This is a genomic window from Burkholderia sp. BCC0322, from assembly GCF_902833045.1.
Classification (GTDB): domain Bacteria; phylum Pseudomonadota; class Gammaproteobacteria; order Burkholderiales; family Burkholderiaceae; genus Burkholderia.
In genome coordinates this window covers 191,674-211,497 of record NZ_CADFDU010000013.1, presented here as the reverse complement: position 1 = coordinate 211,497, position 19,824 = coordinate 191,674, and the positions used below count along the sequence as shown (strand labels likewise).

Annotated in this window: 15 protein-coding genes; 9 read left to right on the top strand and 6 right to left on the bottom strand. The window is 55.2% G+C overall.

Annotation, left to right across the window (positions count from 1 at the left end; all coding sequences use genetic code 11):
* From HWX39_RS29080 to HWX39_RS35965, 9 genes are all read left to right on the top strand, one after another.
* Window positions 1-548, top strand: a 548-nt coding sequence (locus tag HWX39_RS29080; RefSeq protein ID WP_244135121.1) for a hypothetical protein, incomplete at its 5' end; no start/stop codon positions are given.
* 118 nt (window positions 549-666) lie between these two features.
* Window positions 667-2,280, top strand: a complete 1,614-nt coding sequence (locus tag HWX39_RS29075) for a recombinase family protein (RefSeq protein WP_175971168.1) — start codon at window positions 667-669, stop codon at window positions 2,278-2,280.
* The gene (locus HWX39_RS29070; RefSeq protein ID WP_025992349.1) at window positions 2,277-3,179 is read left to right on the top strand and encodes a ParB/RepB/Spo0J family partition protein; all 903 of its coding nucleotides are present in this window, start codon (window positions 2,277-2,279) and stop codon (window positions 3,177-3,179) included. The genes HWX39_RS29075 and HWX39_RS29070 overlap by 4 nt, the downstream gene beginning before the upstream one ends.
* A complete protein-coding gene (locus HWX39_RS29065) occupies window positions 3,176-4,078 on the top strand; it encodes a plasmid partitioning protein RepB C-terminal domain-containing protein (RefSeq protein ID WP_175971157.1) in 903 nt (300 codons plus the stop codon). The genes HWX39_RS29070 and HWX39_RS29065 overlap by 4 nt, the downstream gene beginning before the upstream one ends.
* 304 nt (window positions 4,079-4,382) lie before the next feature.
* Window positions 4,383-6,284, top strand: a complete 1,902-nt coding sequence (locus HWX39_RS29060; RefSeq protein WP_175971155.1) for an AAA family ATPase — start codon at window positions 4,383-4,385, stop codon at window positions 6,282-6,284.
* Window positions 6,285-6,303: 19 nt separating this feature from the next.
* On the top strand, window positions 6,304-7,578 hold the full coding sequence (locus HWX39_RS29055) for a restriction endonuclease (RefSeq protein WP_175971153.1): 1,275 nt from the start codon (window positions 6,304-6,306) through the stop codon (window positions 7,576-7,578).
* A 431-nt stretch (window positions 7,579-8,009) separates the two neighbouring features.
* Window positions 8,010-8,234, top strand: a complete 225-nt coding sequence (locus tag HWX39_RS29050; protein WP_175971151.1) for a DUF6471 domain-containing protein — start codon at window positions 8,010-8,012, stop codon at window positions 8,232-8,234.
* Between the two features lie 73 nt (window positions 8,235-8,307).
* A complete protein-coding gene (locus tag HWX39_RS29045) occupies window positions 8,308-10,299 on the top strand; it encodes an N-6 DNA methylase (protein WP_175971149.1) in 1,992 nt (663 codons plus the stop codon).
* A complete protein-coding gene (locus tag HWX39_RS35965) occupies window positions 10,296-11,456 on the top strand; it encodes a restriction endonuclease subunit S (protein WP_208458860.1) in 1,161 nt (386 codons plus the stop codon). The genes HWX39_RS29045 and HWX39_RS35965 overlap by 4 nt, the downstream gene beginning before the upstream one ends.
* A 123-nt stretch (window positions 11,457-11,579) precedes the next feature.
* Here HWX39_RS35965 and HWX39_RS36450 read toward each other — a convergent pair whose 3' ends face one another.
* The 6 genes from HWX39_RS36450 to HWX39_RS29005 form a co-directional block, all read right to left on the bottom strand.
* Window positions 11,580-12,287, bottom strand: a complete 708-nt coding sequence (locus HWX39_RS36450) for a hypothetical protein (RefSeq protein ID WP_244135120.1) — start codon at window positions 12,285-12,287, stop codon at window positions 11,580-11,582.
* A gap of 24 nt (window positions 12,288-12,311) precedes the next feature.
* Window positions 12,312-13,121 carry a restriction endonuclease gene (locus tag HWX39_RS29025; protein WP_175971147.1) on the bottom strand — a complete coding sequence of 270 codons (810 nt, stop codon included), beginning with the start codon at window positions 13,119-13,121 and terminating at the stop codon, window positions 12,312-12,314.
* 359 nt (window positions 13,122-13,480) lie between these two features.
* The gene (locus HWX39_RS29020; RefSeq protein ID WP_175971145.1) at window positions 13,481-15,424 is read right to left on the bottom strand and encodes a UvrD-helicase domain-containing protein; all 1,944 of its coding nucleotides are present in this window, start codon (window positions 15,422-15,424) and stop codon (window positions 13,481-13,483) included.
* On the bottom strand, window positions 15,421-17,733 hold the full coding sequence (locus HWX39_RS29015) for an ATP-dependent endonuclease (RefSeq protein WP_175971143.1): 2,313 nt from the start codon (window positions 17,731-17,733) through the stop codon (window positions 15,421-15,423). Before HWX39_RS29015 ends, HWX39_RS29020 begins: the two co-directional genes overlap by 4 nt.
* Before the next feature lie 112 nt (window positions 17,734-17,845).
* Window positions 17,846-18,316, bottom strand: coding sequence for a 3'-5' exoribonuclease (locus HWX39_RS29010; protein WP_175971142.1), 471 nt, complete (start codon window positions 18,314-18,316; stop codon window positions 17,846-17,848).
* 50 nt (window positions 18,317-18,366) lie between these two features.
* The gene (locus HWX39_RS29005; protein ID WP_244135119.1) at window positions 18,367-19,716 is read right to left on the bottom strand and encodes a hypothetical protein; all 1,350 of its coding nucleotides are present in this window, start codon (window positions 19,714-19,716) and stop codon (window positions 18,367-18,369) included.
* Window positions 19,717-19,824 lie beyond the last annotated feature (108 nt).

Sequence of the window (19,824 nt, the reverse complement as noted above, 5' to 3'; positions counted from 1 at the left end):
GAAGCGCTTGCGTTTCATCGTACGGCTCCTTTCATACTGAAAAAGTCCGCCGAAAACTCGCTTACATCATGGCACTGTTTACTGGGGGCCGCTCAAGCACGGCCATGAAATCGGATCGGATCTGTGCCGCCTGCGGCACACCCTTCACTCCGCTCTTACACATCCCGCATCAACGCTTCTGCTCGGCCAAGGCGTGTCAGCGTGCTCGCCGGCGTGCATGGCAGCACCAGCGCATGCGAGTCGATCCCGACTATCGCGAGAATCAGATCCGCGCCCAGGCCAGCTGGCGGGCCCGACATCCTGACTACTGGCGGTACTACCGCGAAACGCACCCGGCCTATCGCGATCGCAATTGCGCGATGCAGCGACGACGAAATGCGCGGCGCACTGCTAGTGCTGTTGCAAACATGGACGTGTGGCCGGCCCATCGCCCGCTGGCATCTGGGTTCTATATCCTGCGCAACGCGGTTGAGGCCGGCGTTGCAAAGATGAACGCGTGGACGGTGCACATTGCCGTGCTGTCTGAGCCGAAGCCAGTTCCGGCGTGATTGCAAAGAGATGACGTGTACGACAAGGGTCTATGGCCTGCTACCTTGGCTGTGTACTCGCTCGCATTCGACGTCATTGCAAGGCGCGACGCGTTCGCCGATACAAATCCCCTAGTTGATGTCGGGGGTGGCGCAGCGAGGGGCGGTTGCCAGTGGGAGCTGGATCGTGGACCTCGATTGCACATGCGAATCCGCTGACGGGCAGGCCTGCAGGATACGGGCTGCTGAATACGTTCGGATGTCGACGGAGCACCAACAATACTCGACGGAGAATCAGCGTGATCGCATTCGCGACTACGCTGCTCGTCGCGATCTTGAGATCGTGCGGACCTACGCCGACGAGGGTAAAAGTGGTTTGCGAATCGATGGGCGCCAAGCGCTGCAGCAACTGATCCGGGACGTGGAAACCGGCATGGCCGATTTCCAGGTGATCCTCGTCTACGACGTAAGCCGCTGGGGACGATTCCAGGATGCAGACGAAAGTGCCTATTACGAGTACATCTGCCGGCGCGCAGGCATCCAGGTCGCCTATTGCGCCGAACAGTTCGAGAACGATGGCTCGCCAGTGTCGACGATCGTCAAAGGTGTGAAGCGTGCGATGGCCGGTGAGTACAGCCGCGAGTTGTCAGCGAAGGTCTTCGCTGGCCAGTGTCGATTGATCGAGCTCGGTTTCCGGCAAGGCGGGCCTGCAGGCTATGCGTTACGCCGGATCCTCGTGGATGAACATGGCCTCATGAAGGGGGAACTGCAACGCGGTCAGCACAAGTGCCTGCAGACAGACCGCGTCATTCTGATGCCGGGCCCGGACAGCGAGGTTCGAATCGTCAACCTCATCTACAGCTGGTTCATCAATGAGTCACTCAATGAGCACGAGATCGCCGCACGCCTGAACGGCATGAACGTTCAGACGGACCTTGGGCGGCCCTGGACTCGGGCCACGATTCGGGAGGTGCTGACCAACGAAAAGTACATCGGCAACAACGTCTACAACCGTGTGTCGTTCAAGCTGAAGAAATCGCGTGTCACGAATCCGGCCGAGATGTGGGTACGCAAGGAGGGTGCGTTCGAATCCATCGTGCCGAGTGAAACCTTCTATACCGCGCAGGGCATCATGCGGGCGCGTGCTCGGCGCTACTCGAGTGAGGAGCTTATCGAGCGTCTGCGAAACCTGTATCGAAGCCGAGGCTTTCTATCGGGCGTCGTGATTGACGAAACGGAGGGGATGCCGTCCACCTCGGTTTATGTGTATCGCTTCGGTAGCTTGATTCGTGCGTATCAGACGGTTGGCTTCACGCCAGGACGTGACTATCGTTATATCGAAACGAATCGCTTCATTCGGCAACTGCACCCAGAGATCGTTGCCGAGACGGAAAAGAAGATCGCGGACCTCGGCGGATCCGTATCGCGTGATCCGGCGACGGACCTGCTGACCGTGAATCGGGAGTTCACTGCCTGCATCGTGCTGTCACGGTGTCAGGTGCGCGGCAGCGGTCGTAACCACTGGAAGGTGCGGTTCGACACGAGCCTGCTGCCGGATATCACCGTGGCAGTCAGATTGGACCAGAGCAACTCGACGGCGCTCGACTACTACCTGCTGCCGCACATCGATTTTTGGCAGCCTCGTATCAGTCTCGCGGACTGGAATCCGATCGAGTTCGAGAGCTATCGCTTCGACACGCTGGACTACTTATACGGTATGGCACAGCGTGCTCGGCTGAGGAGAAGAGCATGACTCAGCGCGAGCAGCCCGGTGAGGTCCGGATGATCCCCATCAGCCAGATCGAAGTGATCAACCCTCGCGAGCGTAACGGTCGCGTCTTCGAGGAAATCGTCACCAACATCAAGACGATCGGCCTGAAGAAGCCGATTCTGGTTACGCCGCGGGCAACGGCCAGTGGCGTGGAGAAGTACCTTCTCGTGTGTGGGGAGGGACGACTGAAGGCGTTCCGATCACTCGGCGAAACGACGATACCAGCCCTGGTGGTGAGCGTGAGCGACGAAGACGCGTTCATCATGAGCCTGACGGAAAACATCGCGAGACGGCAGTGCCGACCGCTCGAGCTGCTCGCCGGCATACGCGAGCTGCAGGAGCGCGGCTATGCACCGAAGGCGATCGCCGAGAAGACGGGGCTCACGCAGCACTACGTGCAGGGGATCCTGACGCTGCTGCATCAGGGTGAAGAGCGTCTCGTGATCGCAGTCGAGAAAGGCCGAATTCCGCTGAACGCGGCGCTATCGATCGTTGGTGCTGGCGACGACGATGAGGCGATCCAGGCCGCACTGCAGGAAGCATATGAATCAGGGAGATTGCGTGGGCGCCAGTTGATGGACGCTCGGCGCGTCATCGAGCGTAGGAAGGCGCTTGGCCGTACGGCGAATCGAAACATGACGCGCAAGGTGATGGACGTGACCACATCGAGCCTCGTCCGAACGTATCAGCATGAAGTTGAACGGCAGAAAACGATGGTGCGCAAGGCAGAGTTTACGCAGCAGCGGTTGCTGTTCATTGTCGGCGCGCTCAGGCAGTTATTTGCCGACGAGAACTTCGTTAACCTGCTGCGCGCTGAAGAACTGGCGACTCTGCCGAAGTATCTGGCAGAACGTGTATGGCCGAGCGGGAGTCCAGCATGACCGGCGTAGCACTTGGGTTTATTCCGGAACCACTGTCGGTTCCGATCACGAGCATCCTGCCGTCGCGGCGCACACCCGCCGGCATGATGATCTCGCGCAAGTTCAAGCAGATCAGAAGCTCCATCGAAGAGGTGGGCTTGATCGAGCCGCTTTCGGTGACGCCGGTCGACCAGGCATCGGGCAACCACGTCCTGCTCGATGGGCATCTGCGATTGATCGCGTTGCAGGAACTTCAGTTCAACACCGTGTCCTGCCTCGTCGCAACCGATGACGAGAGCTACACGTACAACAATCGCGTCAATCGGCTATCGACCATCCAGGAGCACTTCATGATTCGTCGGGCCGTTGAACGAGGTGTGTCCCCGGAGCGGTTGGCGAAGGCGCTGTCGGTGGACGTGTCGCAGATCATCAAGAGGATGGCATTGCTGGATGGGATTTGTGCTGAGGCGACGGAGCTCCTGAAGGATCGGCAGTTTTCGCCAGAACTGGTGCGAGCCCTACGCAAGATGAAGCCAACGCGACAGGTCGAGTGTGTCGAACTGATGGGGGCAGCGAACAACCTATCCGTGTCGTATGCGGAAGCGTTGCTTGTTGCGACACCGGCTTCCCGTTTGGTCGAAGGAAAGAAACCGAAGAAGCTTGCTGGCGTGAGTCCAGAGCAAATGGCGAAGATGGAGCGGGAGATGAGCAATCTGCAGGGACAGTACAAGGTGGTCGAGCAGACTTATGGACAGGACGTGCTCAACCTCGTGCTTGCAAAGGGCTACCTTGTGAGGCTGCTTGAGAATGAATCAGTGCGCCAGTACTTGCAAGCACAACAGGCAGATTTGCTCGTCGAGATTCAGGCTATCGCGGATACGATCGCTTTAGATCAGCCCACACTGGAAGGAATGGCATGAGTCAAGGCCATCGCGCGGGCTCGTTAGCGATGGCCCTGCCTCAACACATCATTTTAGTCTCTGCGCCGGCGGCAATCGTGCCGAACCGCTGACGTTGCATCGCTAGCTGCTCCTGCGGATTGATCGCTATACGAGAGCCTAAACATCGATGATGTGCCGGACAGACCACATGAAAAGCTGCTAAGGTACTCGATAATCCGAGTGACTGGCTCATTCACTGCGGCGCTTCAATTGCGCTAAGTGAAAGCGGGGGATGAGCGCCGCCTCACACATTCATAACACAACGCCGTCGCGCCAGAAGCTAATGAGCCGATTCAATCCCGACCATCCGAATGCCCCGCAGGTATTTAAGGCCGCGCAGGAGTTCAAGCAGCAATGCCTGATCAATCAACAGTCGCTCTTTCTGCCAGGACAGGCGATCTGGACTACGCCGCACTTTCAGAATCTGATCGCGAACTTCGTTGACCAGCCGGATCCGGGAGAGGGCGGGTTCTATCAAAAGCTCGAACTGCAGTTATCTACGTGCACGGCTCTCGACGTTGCGTTGATGGCCGAGATTTTCTGGATCGTGGAGCTTCCCGCAACGAATCTGCGACCGCCCAAGAAGCTAAAACGGCTCGAAGGGATATGGAATCTCAATCCTGCCGCGCCATTTCCAACTCAATCTAGCTTTCTTGGAATACCGGTGCTTTCGGGGCTCGGAAGTGCCGGGCCCGGGTACAACCAGTACCTTCCATCCGAGATGGCGTTCGCAGTTCAGGCCTTCGCTGCGTTAGCCGCCATGCCGCCATCTGAGCGAACGAAACTGTTGAGCGGCAGCGGATTCGACTTCGCAGATTGGCTGAATTCTATTCCGTCAGGAAAGGGCCGTCAGCTTTATCACACGCTTTGCCACGTTTTGTTTCCAGAGTCGTTCGAGCGGATGTTCAGCCAGGACAACAAAAACAAGGTTATGCGAGCGCACAAGGTTTGGGCAAAGTCGATGGCCGGCAACCGCCCGTTGCAGGACGCTGCGCTGCTGGATCTGCGCAACAAGCTGGAGATCCAGTTTCCTGGCGCAGTTGACTACTACGTGGCGCCTGTAGGTACGCTTTTGAAGGAGAAGCCGGATCCGCAGGATCCGTCGGGTTCCGATATCCTCAATTTGCCAGGTGTGCGGCCGTCGAAGGAAGTCGAAGAGGAGGCCGAAATCGATGATGAGGAAAGTGACGATACCCCTCCTCCGCATCGTATTTCAGACAACGTAATATTCTATGGACCGCCTGGGACGGGAAAGACGCATCGGATGCAGTACCGTATGCGTGAAGCTTTCGAAGCAGGCGAGGATTTCGCGTTCGTATCGTTCCACCCGAGCTACTCGTATGAAGAGTTTGTCGGGGGCTTGAGGCCAATTGCCGCGCCGAGCGGCAATGGAATTGCCGTGGTTTATGAAAAGGGTCCATTCCGAAAGCTCTGCGAACTGGCTCATGCGGACCCAAGTCGACGTTTCACCCTCTTCATCGACGAGATTAACCGCGCAAACGTTGCGAAGGTTTTTGGTGAACTCATCACATTGATTGAACCGTCCAAGCGTGCAAGGGCGGGGAGTGAACCGAACGAAGGTGACGGTACATGGATTAGATTGCCAGGCTCGACGGACGAAGAATTCAGCGTACCTGACAACCTCGATATCGTCGCATCCATGAATACTGCGGATCGATCCGTAGCGACAATGGATGTCGCATTACGAAGACGTTTCCGCTTCGTGGAGTGCCCGCCGCAGCCAGAGCTTATCAGTGTTTCACCAGCTCTCGGCTCGATCGATCTCCGCAAACTCCTGACGCGGCTCAACGACCGGCTCGAGTTTATGCTCGACCGTAACCACGCTATCGGTCACGCAACGTTTATGTCCATCGACGACCTTCCTGAATTGCGGAGGCGGCTTGCGGAGCGCGTCATTCCGCTGCTGCAGGAATATTTTTTTGACGACATGGAGAAGGTCCGGTTGGCATTGACTGGGCGCGACAGGACCAGTGTTTTCTTTCTCGCGCGAACGCTCACACCGACGAATCTTTTTCCGGGTAGCGCCCATCTCGTTGGGACCGCGGCGCGCGTTTCGCTAACCCTTAGCGATCCATCGTCTTGGACTGCAGCGGATATCGTCGCGTTGTACGATGATGGCGTGGTGAACGCACCGGATATGCCGGACGAGGCGACAGTATCCTGACACGAGGCGAGGACCATCGATGCAAGTCCTACGCACTGTGACAGCGGTCGAACACATGCTAATTCCGGTGATAGACGAAGTCTCGCCCGCTGACGCAAACTGTCGACTGATACCGGTCGCTGCGCATCTCACTTCGCCAGAAGCGGAAGCACTGCTCAAGATCAACGATATGCGCCCGGGGTTCTGTCAGCGAACTGTCGGGGGCGTGAAGCTCGCTCAGCATTGTGGCATTGTCCGGACCGCGTCTTGTGTACTTGAGATCGTGCCCAAGGTCGACCTTGGGAGCCAAGCAGATACTGCATCGCGCGGGCGCGCCGCGCTGCTATCTATGCTGCAGCATGCAGGAAGGCTTAAGGTATCGTCGATGAGCAGCGCCCAGCAGGGTGCAGTGCACGCGCCGCTGCTCGAGATTTTCATCCGGGAATTTTTGCTCTGCGCCCTCGGCGTGGCGCAGACGGGACTAATTAGGCGCTATGTTCCGGAATTCGGTGACTTAACCGTGGTGCGAGGGCGTTTTCACGCCCGGGGACAGCTACGGCACAACATCGCGCGCCCTCATCTGCTTCATTGCGAGTACGACGAGTTCACAGTCGACAATCCATACAATCGCATCATTCGAGCGGCGCTCGATGCATGTCGTCATTGGGCGAAGCTTGCGTCGACGCAGCGCTTGTGGTTCGAATTGCACGCACGGATGACGAGTGTCGCGCAGGTTCATGTGACATCTGCCGATGTTCGACTGCTGCGTTACGATCGTCAGACTTTGCGTTATCGCGCGGTCATGCAATGGTGCGAGTGGTTGCTTGAGCTAGCGAGTCCCGACCTACGTAGCGGAAGCGCGGCTGCACCCGCGTTGCTCTTCGATATGAATAAACTGTTCGAAGACTATGTGTGCCACCGGGAAGAGTTGAAGGAGGCGGAGTCGCTGAACATTGTTATTCGGCAGGGGCCGCAACGTGCACTCATCGAGCAGGGCAAGCAGTCTTTCTTCACTCTCAAGCCGGATGTCACGGTCTGGACGAAAGCGTCAAAGGACGCACCCTACTCGCTTGATCGGATCATCGATGCGAAATGGAAGTCGCTGAATCCCAGCTCGGACGATTGGGGTGTCGATGAAGCGGACGTGTACCAGATGCTCGCGTATTCAAAGCGCTTTCGTTGTGCGCACCTCGAACTAGTCTATCCTCAGCCCATCGATATGATTGACGGTTGCGTGCCGCCCATTTTCCGAATCGACGATGGCGAGTCTGGCGGTGTTACCACGATTACGATTACGATGGCGCCCCTCTTGTGATAGAGAGTCGAAGTTGTGCACCGACACCAAGACACTTTGGGTGCACGAGTACGATTGTCACTGGCAGCACAACGAGCAGTGCATCGGACACGTTCTTCGTCCTTCTCCCGGATGCGGTGTCATTTCGCACTTGATTGGCTGAAGTAGATGGTGCCGATGCGGTTTGTTCGGGCTCTCCTATGCCCAAGACGATCGCGCGATCAGTGGCACTACTTCGTCGTCTCTCATACTGTCAATCGCGTGAGTGATAGTGAGCAGCCGTTAGTCGACGGCAAGAAGACTTGAGTGTGCAGATCCAAGGCCTGCCAGGACGCTGAAGTAACAGTGAACACAAGTTCGAGCCCCAAGCTTTACAGACTTCAAAATCAATACATTTGTGGAATGTGATGCGTTCACGTAGAATTTCGGACGTTAAACAATGACTGCTGCCGATGATTGCTGACGAGTGGAGCCGCTATGCATGTAACCTGCTCAAAGCCGAGCTGGCACGGGCGGGCGTTGGCTATGAAGAGCTAGTGAGTCGATTGAATGCAATCGGAGTGCACGAGACCTACAAGGGACTAGCCGCGAAGATTAATCGTGGCACGTTCAGTTTTGCATTCTTCGCTCAGTGCATGGCTGCATTGGGCATCAAGACGGTGCGGTTGGGCGAATAGCGAGTAGAGTTGTTCGCTTTGCGGAATGTTCTTGAAACATTCGACACAGACTTTGACATGGAGTGGGGTGTAGATGGGCAACGAGAAGGCCACCGATCAGTTCGTGCGCGACCTCCTGCGCGATATCGGAGTAACGAGACCGTGGGAGCAGGACGGTGGGCCGAAGTGGAAGCGTGATGCTCTCGCGGGCAGCTCCAAGTCGAAGACCGCAAAAGGCGAAGGCAAACCGGAGTTCGTGTTTGTCGTAGATCACTTCATTGTGATTGTTGAAGACAAGAAGGAGACGCGTTTCACACGGTTCCTCGAAGATGGTGAGGTGAATACCGACTTCCCGTACAGGCAGGACTATGCGCTCAATGGCGCGGTCCACTATGCGAGCGGGATGTTGCGCAACGGTGTGCCGTACAAGGGCATCTTCGCAGTCGGCATCGGAGGAGAAGAGCACCACCATGAGATCGCAGTAGCTTACGTCGGGCCCGGCCAGATCAAGTTGCTGGACGACCTCGACAATCTCGATGTCTTCGGAGCAGAAGCGATCGGCGAATACCATTCGGTTGCGGTGCTCGGGAATAAGCCGCAGGCGGAGGTTAGGCTCGACACCGTAAAGGCGGCTGCCTCGCGTTTGCACGAGGGAATGCGCAACTACGGCTCGGTCGAGAACGATCGCAAGGCGCCGCTTGTGTCGGCAATTCTGCTGGCCTTGGAGAAACCGGGCTTCGAGCTCGATGAGCTGAAAGGATCTTACGACCAGAATTTACCAGACGACTGGGACGGTGCTCGGATCTACAAAGCAGCGCATGCCTACATGCTCTCTAAGGGTTTTGGGCCGCAGCAGAAGATCGGTACGCTGCTTGATCAGTTCGCGTTCATCGAAAAATCGCCAGCATTGAACCGCGTACATAAGGAGCTGGGGATGACCCCGCTCAGGTGGTTCGCGCAGATCCTGAAGTCAGACGTGCAGAAGGTCGTCACTGACCCCACGATGAGCTCGTTCGATGTGCTCGGAAACTTCTACCACGAGTTTATTTCGTACGGCGGTGGAGACGGCAACACACTCGGCATCGTGCTTACCCCCGAACACGTCACTTCGCTAATGAGCGAGCTGATCGACGTTGGTGCTGGCGATTGGGTCCTCGACCCAACGGCAGGTACTGCATCGTTCCTTATCGCTGCGATGCACCGAATGTTCAAAGACGCCGGCGACGACGAGATTTTGAGGGAAGACATTCGCAAGAATCGACTCCACGGGATCGAGCTCCAGGACAAACTGTTCGCCATTGGTGCAACGAACATGATCTTGCGTGGTGACGGTAAGGCGAATTTCCGTCGCGACTCGATTTTTGAGGCTCCCTTGCATGAGATGCGTGGAGATAAGCGTGGTACAGGGGGCAGCTGGATCCCTGGGCACGGCTTCACGAAGGTGCTGCTGAATCCGCCTTACTCGCAGGCAAAGGATAAGACGACGCGCCACTTATCTGAACTGGCATTCATTGAGAGAGCGCTGGAGTTTCTCAACCCCGGTGGTCGTCTCGCAGCGATCGTTCCGCAGTCGGCTATGGTCGGGAAGACGACGGACGACAAGGGCCGAAAAGTGTCACTGTTGAAGAAACATACGCTCGACGCGGTGATCACAATGAACGGTGAAACCTTTGCTGACTCAGGCGTTGGGGTGCATGCGGTGATTGTGCTGTTTACGGCAGGACGACCGCATCCGCTGGATGCGAAGGTGAAGTTCGTCAACTTCCAGCACGATGGATACAAAGTGCAGATGCACCGGGGGCTTACGGATGACGGCACAGCAGCGTCGCGGCGTAGGCACCTGCTTGAGGTGCTGCGAGGAGATGCCGTCGATGACACCAGGTTTATCGTGCGATCGGAGGTCACTGCGCAGGATGAATGGCAGCATTCGTACTTTTATTTCAATGACCAACCTCCGACCGTCGAAGATTTCATGGCGACAGTTGCCGACTACCTCGTCTGGCAGGTGGATATGCACGCTCACGGCAATGGCGATCTCATCAAGTCCGCGAAAGAAGAGCGACGGAATGAGGGAGATGGCACGTGAGCGCATTTGAAAAGCTGACATTCGCCCCGGTGTATGTTGTTGACGTCAAGGGGCGTCAGACGGGACTCTTCCACGCTCACAAGGGAAGACGGTTGATCGCTGCTCATAGAAAGTCAGGAGCCACACCGTTTGTCGGCGCGTCGAGAATGAACAACAGCATTACCGATTTCGCTGATACCCCTGTACTATTTCCAGGGGGGTGGGTGACGCTGATATACAACGGAGACGGGGGAACTGGTCACGCGAAATACCAACCCGCTCCGTTCAGCGCGTCGGACGACGTCATCGCGCTTGAGCCGCTGTCCGACCAGGCCACTGAGCCAGCGTTGCTGTTGATCGCGAGCATGCTCACGCAACAATGTGTCCCGAAGTTCGGGTTCGGATACAAGCTGACGTTGCATCGGCTTGGTCGCCAGAAGATTATGGTTCCTATGACAACCAATGTTGACGGAGAGCATGTCGTCGATTGGGAAGGGATGACGCGGCTGGGTGAAGAGTTGCTCAGAGTTGCGAAGGAGCGAATGGTCGAGGCTCGCGTATCATCGTCAGACGATGACGATACGTTGCCGGAGTTCACCTTTGAACCGATGCTCATTACCGATGTCTTCAAATCGATGAAGGCGTCGTCGGCCTGGTACGATAAGTCGAAGTTGGTTCCGACAGGTGAGGGCCGGTATCCGTTTGTGTCTCGGACTCGTGAGAACAACGGGATCGACGGAACGTGTGTTCGTCAGGAGAAGAACCCAGAGCCCGGAAACGCAATCACCATTGGTCTTGACACCCAAACCGTCGCGTACCAACCGATGGCGTTCTACACGAGCCAGAACATTCAAGTGCTTCGGCATGAGCGTCTGTGTGCTGACAGTGCGCTTGTTCTGTCGACGCTCATCAAGCAGCAGATGAGCCGGTTCAGCTGGGGAGGAAACGGCGCAACGCTTGGACGCCTGCGGAAGACCCGCATCATGGTTCCGGTGACGACTAACGCCAGCGGTGAGCGGGTAGTAGACTGGGAAGGGATGAGTTGCTACGGGCGTGCACTACGCGTTAAGGCGGAACGCGCGATAAATGTCGTATTGGCAGACGTTCCGGAGCCTGTTGCACCAGTTCGCAACTCTCGGGGCGTGCGAAGTCGGCCACGAAGCGCAATCGCTGCTTAAGCTGTGGTGGGTTGAGACCTCTCGACTGTAACTCTTACTAAGGTCGACACGGCGCTCAGCCTCACCACAAGTAATTCAATGGCGTGCTAGCGATGCGCAGGCGCTGCAGACGGAATGCTGGTCTTAGTTGGTCTCAGCAGCCGGCGTTCTCGGCTCCGGTGCATAGATCTGAGACAAGATCTCCGCGACCAGTTCAATGGTTCCGATCACTTGATTTGTCAACATCGATGAGCCGTGAGCTAACTCGTTTCGCAAACTGGGAAGGTGCTTACGAAGTATCTGCACGAGATCCCAGCTTTGATCTTCAGGAGTGCTTGTGACTTGTGGGCTCTCGTCGATTTCTATGCTTTCGAGTTGCTGAGCAATCATGGATTGGAAGACGTCCATTGATCGGCGTTGTCGTGCACGGTCTTCTGCGGCCTGATGCCAGCGACGGAAACCCTCGTTTCGGATGAGACCTTGGTCTATCGCGTACGCCAGCAGGCCGGCCAGCATCGGTTGGGGCAGCCGCGGACTCTGATATCGCTCGGGCAGTCTATTGGGCAGCCGTGTTCGGAGCCCTAATTCCAGCGTGAATAGTGCCTGGCTTTGGGACACCGGGAAGAAGCGGTACACGTACCAAGCATAAAGGTAGAGATTCCGAGCCGTCTCGAATTGAATGCAAACAGCTTCCGGCACGTGGTCAGGGAGCTGAATGGCTTCGATGTCGCGGTGGTGAGCAGCGAAAGATGGCAGGTCCAGTCCAGTGAACATCGTCGTTCGCGGGTCCGGATCCAATGCGGTATCAGGATTCCGCAAACTTTCAGCGACATTTAAGATGATTGATTTCATTTTAGCCAATTGCGAGACAAACGCTCACGAATGACGATTTACGGCGTCTTCTATTGATGGAATTGGTTCGCCATAGTACTCTCGAATAAGATCGTCGCGCGATGCTGGAACTCCGATAAATTGAGCATTCGGTTTGGCGCCGGGTGGTAGATAACATATCACGGCACCACCTCCCATTTTCTTCTCATACAATTCAAGCGTTATAAGAAAGGCACGCAAAGCGAAGCGAGGCAGTCCCCGGACAGCCCACCTCGTAGGGTCTAGATTCGCCTCTTTGAAGATACGAAGAGCATGTTGTCGAGAGTACGTAAGCGGGATTGCTAACTTCCCACTCCCAGAGAACTGGGTCGCAAAATGCGATCCAGTAGCCTTTCCGTCCTCGATTTCCATTATCGTCCAGAATGGTTCGCCGTGGTAAGTTTCGTCTGGCAAGGCCACTGTCTTTAGTCGTGCAGCTAGCAAGACGTTGAAGGACGGAAGGTCTTCGAATTTTAGAGGCAGGATATCGTGATATTTGGCGAATCCCTCGGCTCCACTTTGATATCCATTTCTGGAGACGATTACTCCAGTGATATTCCCGATGTCTCTTAATTTTGATTCAAAATCTCGGATCTCCCCTTTTGATATCGGAGTTGCCCAATCTTTACATTCAATTGCAACGCGATGTCGGATTCCGGCTTTTAAGAACTCGTAATAGACATCGATCTCATGTTGCTCTCCAGATTTTCCAGTCATGTACACCTGATTGCCGACGACAACACCCTCATCTCGCATGTTGAGGAGAAAGGTGTAGACTCGTTGGACGTCCTTTTCGAGTGAGCTTCCTGGTTTCATAATCAGTTTGTTAAACCTAAAAATTAGCAATTATCCAATGCACAGCAACAACCCTCGGATCGGCTCAGGCCGTGTCACGGATCTGAGCAGCCGTGCCAACTGCACTCCGATGCTCATTCGCATCGTGCTGGCCATTCAACGATAAGTGGTCGACGGCATACAGCAATGCGGGAGCGTATGGGGCGGATCATTGTTAACCACTCGGACGCTTTTGTCGATTGATCTACTCTGATCAAAGTTACGGAGAAGTCCACGGCGAACGGCGATCCGTCAGATAGTTCCGCATTGGCAGAGTAAATCGACTTTTGTGTCCCTGCTCCGGTGACCCAGATGGTGAATGGCACGCAACAATCGTCGCATTAGTATCCGTTCAGCTCGGCCTCGAGATGAATCGCTTCCTCTGGAAATATTCCGCGTTCCACGACGTGCCGCCGAGCAGTCTCAATTTCGTCTGTAAACAACACGACGACCAGATCTTTCAATGCGCGCGTACAGCAGACATAGAATAGCCGTCGAGTTCGTTCGACAGCCGTATCTTTGCCTTCCCGAAGGTTGGCTTGATCGCGTGTCGACAGTGGCTTTATTCCCAGATACTTCTCGTACGAAAACTGAACGTGTGTACCTTCGTCGTCGTCGAGAATGACAAGCACGCGCTCAAATTCGGCACCCTTGATACCTTGCTGTGTTGAAAATGGCGATTCGTCGTTGATGTATTTGTAGTATCCCCAGAGCTGCGACGTCGGGCACGCCAGAAACGCTTCCATTGCGGAGATTTCCTTGGTCAGATCCTCTCCATCCTCTTCTGGCTCAGCTTGTGCACCGGCGTTCTCCCCGGCTTCCGCCCAGTCTTGCATTTCCAGATACGAAAGTATCCTTGGATCAAGCTCGATGATATGCAGATCGCGGATTGACTGGAGCACGTCACGGTTCGTCGCATTCGAACCTGGTTCCATCATTATTTTCAGCTCTTGCGTGAAGGTGCGCAATGTGGCCAGACGCTCCGCAACATTGACACCACCAAGGTTCTCTTTTCGCAATAACGGCGAGTGTGTTCGAAGAACTTGCATCACCTCGAAATCGTCCTCATTTGCAATCGCATCCGCAAGCGGCAGAAGAAAACTTTTGAAAGGACGTACGGGCCAGGCCGTCCCGTCAAGGAAGCCGTTTTTGAACGAATCAGGCGCATTGTCATTCAAGGCCGCGTACAGATCGCCAAATCCAAGCCGTTTGGCCGCCATCCGATGGACGATAACGAGAACCTTGACCGCGTCATCCGGCGCATCCCGATTCCAAAGAGGGTCGTCGTTATTTACGGCCCCCCAAGCACGAACTTGTGCGAGACGTTCATCGCGTCGATCATCGACGGGTAGGATGAACAAATGCGCGCTCCCGGGCATGCTTACTTCAGCCCCCGATTCTCCCGTTGTCCTCCCGCGAGTTTGCACCAACCCATCTCCGTCTCTGCGAATCGCATTGGCGACATTAAGCACGTTTGTCGGACAGCGGAAGTTTTCCGGCTTTGTAATGTTGGCCCAGTTTGTGGCGAACGGAATGGCTCCTATTCCAGTTGCGTAAATCTGCTGCATCGGGTCTCCAAAGAAGCCAAGACAGAACCTGTCACCGAAATCATGATCGACCGCTTTGAAGGCCTCCACAACGTTGTCCATTGTGTCCTGACTTTCATCGACGAACAGAATTGGATATTGATAGGCAAGCAGGCTCCGCATCAACGGACGCTCACTGATCAGTTGCGGCACCATCTTGATGACATCGTCGTGACCTAGTACACCCTTGAGATAGTCACTGCCCGTGCCATATGTGAATGATTTAACCTGACCTATGCGTGCCAGCTGGGCTTCCGCGCGATCTATATCGCTTTGGTTCTTGTCGCGAGTACGCTGCTGAACTCTTGGCCCGAACCCGGCTGCTGTCGCGCGCAGTTGGGTAATGCGTTCGTCGATGCGACCTACGACCCATTGCTGGATGTCGGATTGAAAAGAACGGACCAGCGACCAAAGGAAGCTGTGAATCGTGGACACATGCACGAGCGGATTGTTACCGACATCAGCCCAGATTTCACCTGCTGCAATTTCGGTATACGTGATGCAGGCGACTTTCTGACGCCGGAGGTTCAGCTGTTCGCCGTGGCTGCGGAGGATTTCGGTGAGCCCTTTGATCAGCGATGTCGTCTTGCCTGACCCTGCGCCCGCGATCATCATGAAACTGCGCGGAGGCTTTGCATTCAGGCACTCGTAGAGTTCGACATCCGCATTTGTATCTCGTTGATTGGCGCGGCTAGTCATGCGGGTGCTCCGTCTGGCGTGGGCTCGGGGGCGGCCGCAGCTGCAGCGGCGGGTTCGGTCGTTTCCGGTAACGGTGCAGGTATCTCCAAGCTTACAACGCTGGACAACCAGTGAAGGCCCTGCTTGATATAAAGGGGCACTGTCCAGCTCGACGGTTGTTCAGTCAGCACTCCAAGCGCGAACTTTGTTTTGTCGAACGATTTCCCTCCGACGCGCTTGTGAAGCCCCTCAGCGAGGGCATCCGGTGTGACAGGAGCGCTTTTCAGCTTCAGGCCGAGATGACGCTGGGTGACATCCTGGCACCATGCAGCATTTTCAAGGCCGAACGCCTCCTCCAGCGTGCGCCCGCAAAGGTTCACCGTCGCACCGTTCCACGTCACGTCAGTCGCCACCTGATAAGCCACTCGTACTCGGAAACCTTTTCCCCCCGCAGCCTGCTTCAGTTTTTCGTCCTCGGTCGCGACAAGCAGCTCAGCGATAGTTTGCTTGGCGGGAAGCCACTGGATCAACGTCTGGTTCGACGTAAGCGCTCCCGGAATCGATGGAAGGCAGGCAGAGCCAGACTTCTTTACGGCGGGTTGGCCGGGCGTGTCGTTCGGCACCTCAAATTCGGTTCCGTCGTCTTCGTCATCCGTGACTTCCGCGTTGGCCGCGCCAGGTGCTGCTGCGACACCGGTAACCGCTACACTATCCAGATCAGTAATGACGAGCGTGATCAGGCCGAGAAATTCGACCAGCGATTTGAACCGGTGCCCGAACGCACCGCCGACCTCAAGAATGGAAAGACAGGCTGAACGTAGCGAGCTGGCTTCCTTCTCGATCATCACGGGTAACAGGAGACGCTCAACATTCCCCTCGACCAGAATAGCGGCGTCTGCGAAAAAGAGATCGCAATGGGTCAGCTTCAAGTATCGCTGAAGGAACTCGCGCTCATCCGGATTCTGGTCGTAAAAGGCAGAGAGATTGAGGACCTTGGTGGATTGGCCGTCGTTTAGCGATTGCCGACGGAAGTATCTAATCGGCTTAAAGCCCCGCTCGTACAAGATGTGGGAGGAGTGTGTTGTCACGACCAGTTGGCTCTGAAATGCACTTCCGTCTTCCGTGCTGGCCTTGACAAGTTCAAGTACGTTGCGAATAAACACCTGCTGCAACTGCGCGTGCAAATGGGCCTCCGGCTCTTCGATAAACATCAGGTGGAGTGGTGCGCGCTGCTCTTTGTCAGAAACCCATCTGGCATGAAGATCAAGTATTTCAACAACCATATAGATAAGGTTTTTGAAACCGAGTCCGTTATATGTGTCCGGAAGTTGCAACGCGTTGTCACCGTCACCAAGAATATAGTGCACACGCGTATCTTGGCTGCTCATTATGGACGCGGGATTGAGCGCTGACTTAATTTCAAGGCGAGGATTGTGCAGGCCTGGATAGCCGAGTTTGGAAAGTCGGTTGAGAGTACCCTTGAAGACGTCGGCGAGATGCTCGTTAAGTCCGATCTCGGAATCGAATAGGGCTCGGAGCGCCTTATGGTCCTCTTGGCGTTGATCAAGATTCCGTTTGTAAAATCGACTCAACCTCCTGGACAGGTCCTCAGCCCTTCCGGTTGTCCCGCTGGCACTGCCGGTTGGATCTGCGAGATGTCTTTGAGCGCTTAGGTTATCAACCTTGATCAGAGAACGCAAAATTGCCCCGCCACCAGGATCCTTGGCGAGTGGTAGAGGCTTATAGTCTGCCGGTGCCTCGTGCTGGTCGTTGAACTGTGCACGATCGAGGACAAAATACTGAAATTCATACTCGTTCAGTAGTTCATTTTTAAGATAGTCAGTCAGGCTCTTCGGCCACGGGACGTACTTTTCATTTTCTCGGTGCTCAAGTGCGGCGGCCTTCGCTTGGGCATCGGCGCGTATCGTGCGAAATTTTTCGATAAGCTCAATCGGACTTCTTGGGGAAAATTCTATGCGCATTCCAACTTGAGTTCCATGCCACGAGGTGCTCGGTAGTAGCGGAATGACAAGGTAAAGATCGTGCGCGCTGACTTCGAACCAGAGGTCGAGACTGATCGACGGTAATGAAGGTGCTTCCCCGCCACTCTGAAGCTCCCCAAGTTCGTCGAATATCTTCCAACATGATGAGCTGAAGTCGTAAAGCGAAAATCGATCTTTTGCGCCGGACACAAACGCGTGAAGGACTTGCGTCGCGGAAGTCTTGCCGCTGTTGTTCGAGCCAACGAAAATGGAGATGTCGGATGCAAGCTCAATGCGTACGTCGCGCAGTCGCCGATAGTTTCTGATCTTATACGAATGAAGATGCATGTTGTATGGCCTCGCGTTATATAAATTATTAGTTTGAAACGAATCGGTGCCTGATTGTGCCCCACGTCACTAAGGTCAACAACGATCAGGCGTGGCTATTTGTGCCTCATGTCTATCGGTATGCAGCCCGGTTTGCACGCGCGTCATGAAGAGCGTGGTGACGTTCTCCATGCACCGCAAAATATTCCTCCTTCGCGGTGGAATCAATTCTTGAGCTGATGAGCTTTACTTTCCAGCCAACAGTTCGTTCGCCGAGGAGCTCCCACAGCAGCTGTAGATCAACGGGGTGATCGTAACAAATCACCGGTCGCTGCGTTTTTCCAGTGAACTTTGACATCCAAATTCGTACTGCCTCACGCAACGCTACTCGGTCCATTACACGCGTCGGATCCGCACCGAGTTGTGGCAAGACATAGGTCTGAACAAAGGGACTGCAAGCGTGGCTGTCCACGTCTGCTTGCTCAGCATAAAACTCAGGGCCGTCCTCAGCAACCATGGCCAAGCTAATTAAGCGTGGAGTCGCAATATCCGTAAATTCCGTGTCGATGAAGATTTTACGTTCCCATGGATGCAAAGTGCCCATGCTCTTCCTCCTTCTCAGTAGAGGCCAATACACCTGAGCAGAGAGTCTGACTATAAATGACTTGCTCTGGCATCGGCAAAAGCCTTTAGCGCTTCCGAAACGAGATCCACATCCTTACGTCGAAAGAAGTTTTGACGGCTACCGTCCGATCGTGGTCCGCAAATCGGCGATACACCGAGATCAGAAAGAACTGCTACGACCTCTACGGCTGACAGCGATATTTCAACAGCAAGCTCGACTGAGGAAATATAGCGCTGTTCGAAGTCCGAAAGCGAGTCCGACGTGATCAATATGGCGGTTCGTCGTCCACGAACAGCTACACTTCCTCTCAATAGACCCGATTTGACCAGGTGATACGCCACTTCTTGTTTGACATGAAGATGGACAGCCGCCTCTGAAACTGTCATACCTCCCATGCAACATTGTCGTCGATGCCAGTTGAGAAACTCTCGACGGCTGAAAGTCGCTCCTCCGATGCCGGGAGCATTCTCGTTCCACCTCCTTATGACGATGCGCCGTTCTTGCATTGCCCGGACAAGGGATACGAAATCTGCTCGTTGCGAGAGAAAGTATCTACATACTTCAGCGATCGAGATTTCTTGATCTGTGCATGCCGAGGCAAATCCACCACTTCTGATGCTATCGATCAATGCCAATGCCTCACGGCGTTGGAAAAGGGACGTTGAGACCATTCCGTGTGTAACTGTTCTCCGCGTTAGCATTCCTACGTCGGCAAGTTGTTCTACCCTCGAGGCCGAGATTCCGAGAAGTTTGCTCATGGCCCGAAGGCTTATTTCGTTCGTAAGATATTGCCTAAGCGACGATAGTGCGGTTCGCTGGATAAGGGTAAACTGCCGCCTCGTGCGCCCCGGCTTTCGAATCTCCTTGACGTCGACCCTTGTGGCCAACGCATGCAACGTGGAAACGCGAATTCCAAGCTGGCGCGCAGCAACATTTGCTGCTACGTATGCCTGTGACTGGATATCGTCCTCGGTTGCCCAAGGATGGCGATGGTCCAGAGTACGCAAGGACTGATCTCGCATGTATCCGCGAAAGCCGTCGAGCAGGAAGTTCAGATCAGGTGGCAGCTCGGAAAATAGGAACTTCTTCAATCGGCGCACGCGCGGTGATGGCCGCAACGCTACGGTGTCGTCCTCAATAGATTGATCTTCTTCGCGAAGGAAGTCGTGAAACTTGAGTGGCCAGTCAGTCAGGCGCGAATAGGCACCGGCTATGAGGCGGTGCGTGTCTGATGACGTGAGGTTGCGCCACACTTTGGGGGACAGCATGTGCTCTGTGGTCTCTGTCGTCGCTCCAAGTTGGCAAATTAACGACGCAATAGAAGGAAGGCTAACACCATCGAGTACGCCAACCTGTAAACGCTCGGCGTCGTTCGACATACCTATCACTTTCACAAACGCGCGCCAGATATGCTGAGCAACGTCCACGCTAACGTGAGACGCTTCGAGTTGTTCCCATGATGAGATCTCGCTCCCGCAGTGACATCT

What these genes read in the sequence shown, in the direction of transcription:
- HWX39_RS36450 (WP_244135120.1), bottom strand. Translation starts at nt 12,287, where the DNA reads ATGAAATCAATCATCTTAAATGTCGCTGAAAGTTTGCGGAATCCTGAT.
- HWX39_RS29015 (WP_175971143.1), bottom strand. Translation starts at nt 17,733, where the DNA reads ATGCATCTTCATTCGTATAAGATCAGAAACTATCGGCGACTGCGCGAC.
- HWX39_RS29010 (WP_175971142.1), bottom strand. Translation starts at nt 18,316, where the DNA reads ATGGGCACTTTGCATCCATGGGAACGTAAAATCTTCATCGACACGGAA.
- HWX39_RS29060 (WP_175971155.1), top strand. Translation starts at nt 4,383, where the DNA reads ATGAGCCGATTCAATCCCGACCATCCGAATGCCCCGCAGGTATTTAAG.
- HWX39_RS29020 (WP_175971145.1), bottom strand. Translation starts at nt 15,424, where the DNA reads ATGACTAGCCGCGCCAATCAACGAGATACAAATGCGGATGTCGAACTC.
- HWX39_RS29070 (WP_025992349.1), top strand. Translation starts at nt 2,277, where the DNA reads ATGACTCAGCGCGAGCAGCCCGGTGAGGTCCGGATGATCCCCATCAGC.
- HWX39_RS29025 (WP_175971147.1), bottom strand. Translation starts at nt 13,121, where the DNA reads ATGAAACCAGGAAGCTCACTCGAAAAGGACGTCCAACGAGTCTACACC.
- HWX39_RS29075 (WP_175971168.1), top strand. Translation starts at nt 667, where the DNA reads ATGTCGGGGGTGGCGCAGCGAGGGGCGGTTGCCAGTGGGAGCTGGATC.
- HWX39_RS29005 (WP_244135119.1), bottom strand. Translation starts at nt 19,716, where the DNA reads ATGTCGAACGACGCCGAGCGTTTACAGGTTGGCGTACTCGATGGTGTT.
- HWX39_RS29045 (WP_175971149.1), top strand. Translation starts at nt 8,308, where the DNA reads ATGGGCAACGAGAAGGCCACCGATCAGTTCGTGCGCGACCTCCTGCGC.
- HWX39_RS29065 (WP_175971157.1), top strand. Translation starts at nt 3,176, where the DNA reads ATGACCGGCGTAGCACTTGGGTTTATTCCGGAACCACTGTCGGTTCCG.
- HWX39_RS29050 (WP_175971151.1), top strand. Translation starts at nt 8,010, where the DNA reads ATGATTGCTGACGAGTGGAGCCGCTATGCATGTAACCTGCTCAAAGCC.
- HWX39_RS29055 (WP_175971153.1), top strand. Translation starts at nt 6,304, where the DNA reads ATGCAAGTCCTACGCACTGTGACAGCGGTCGAACACATGCTAATTCCG.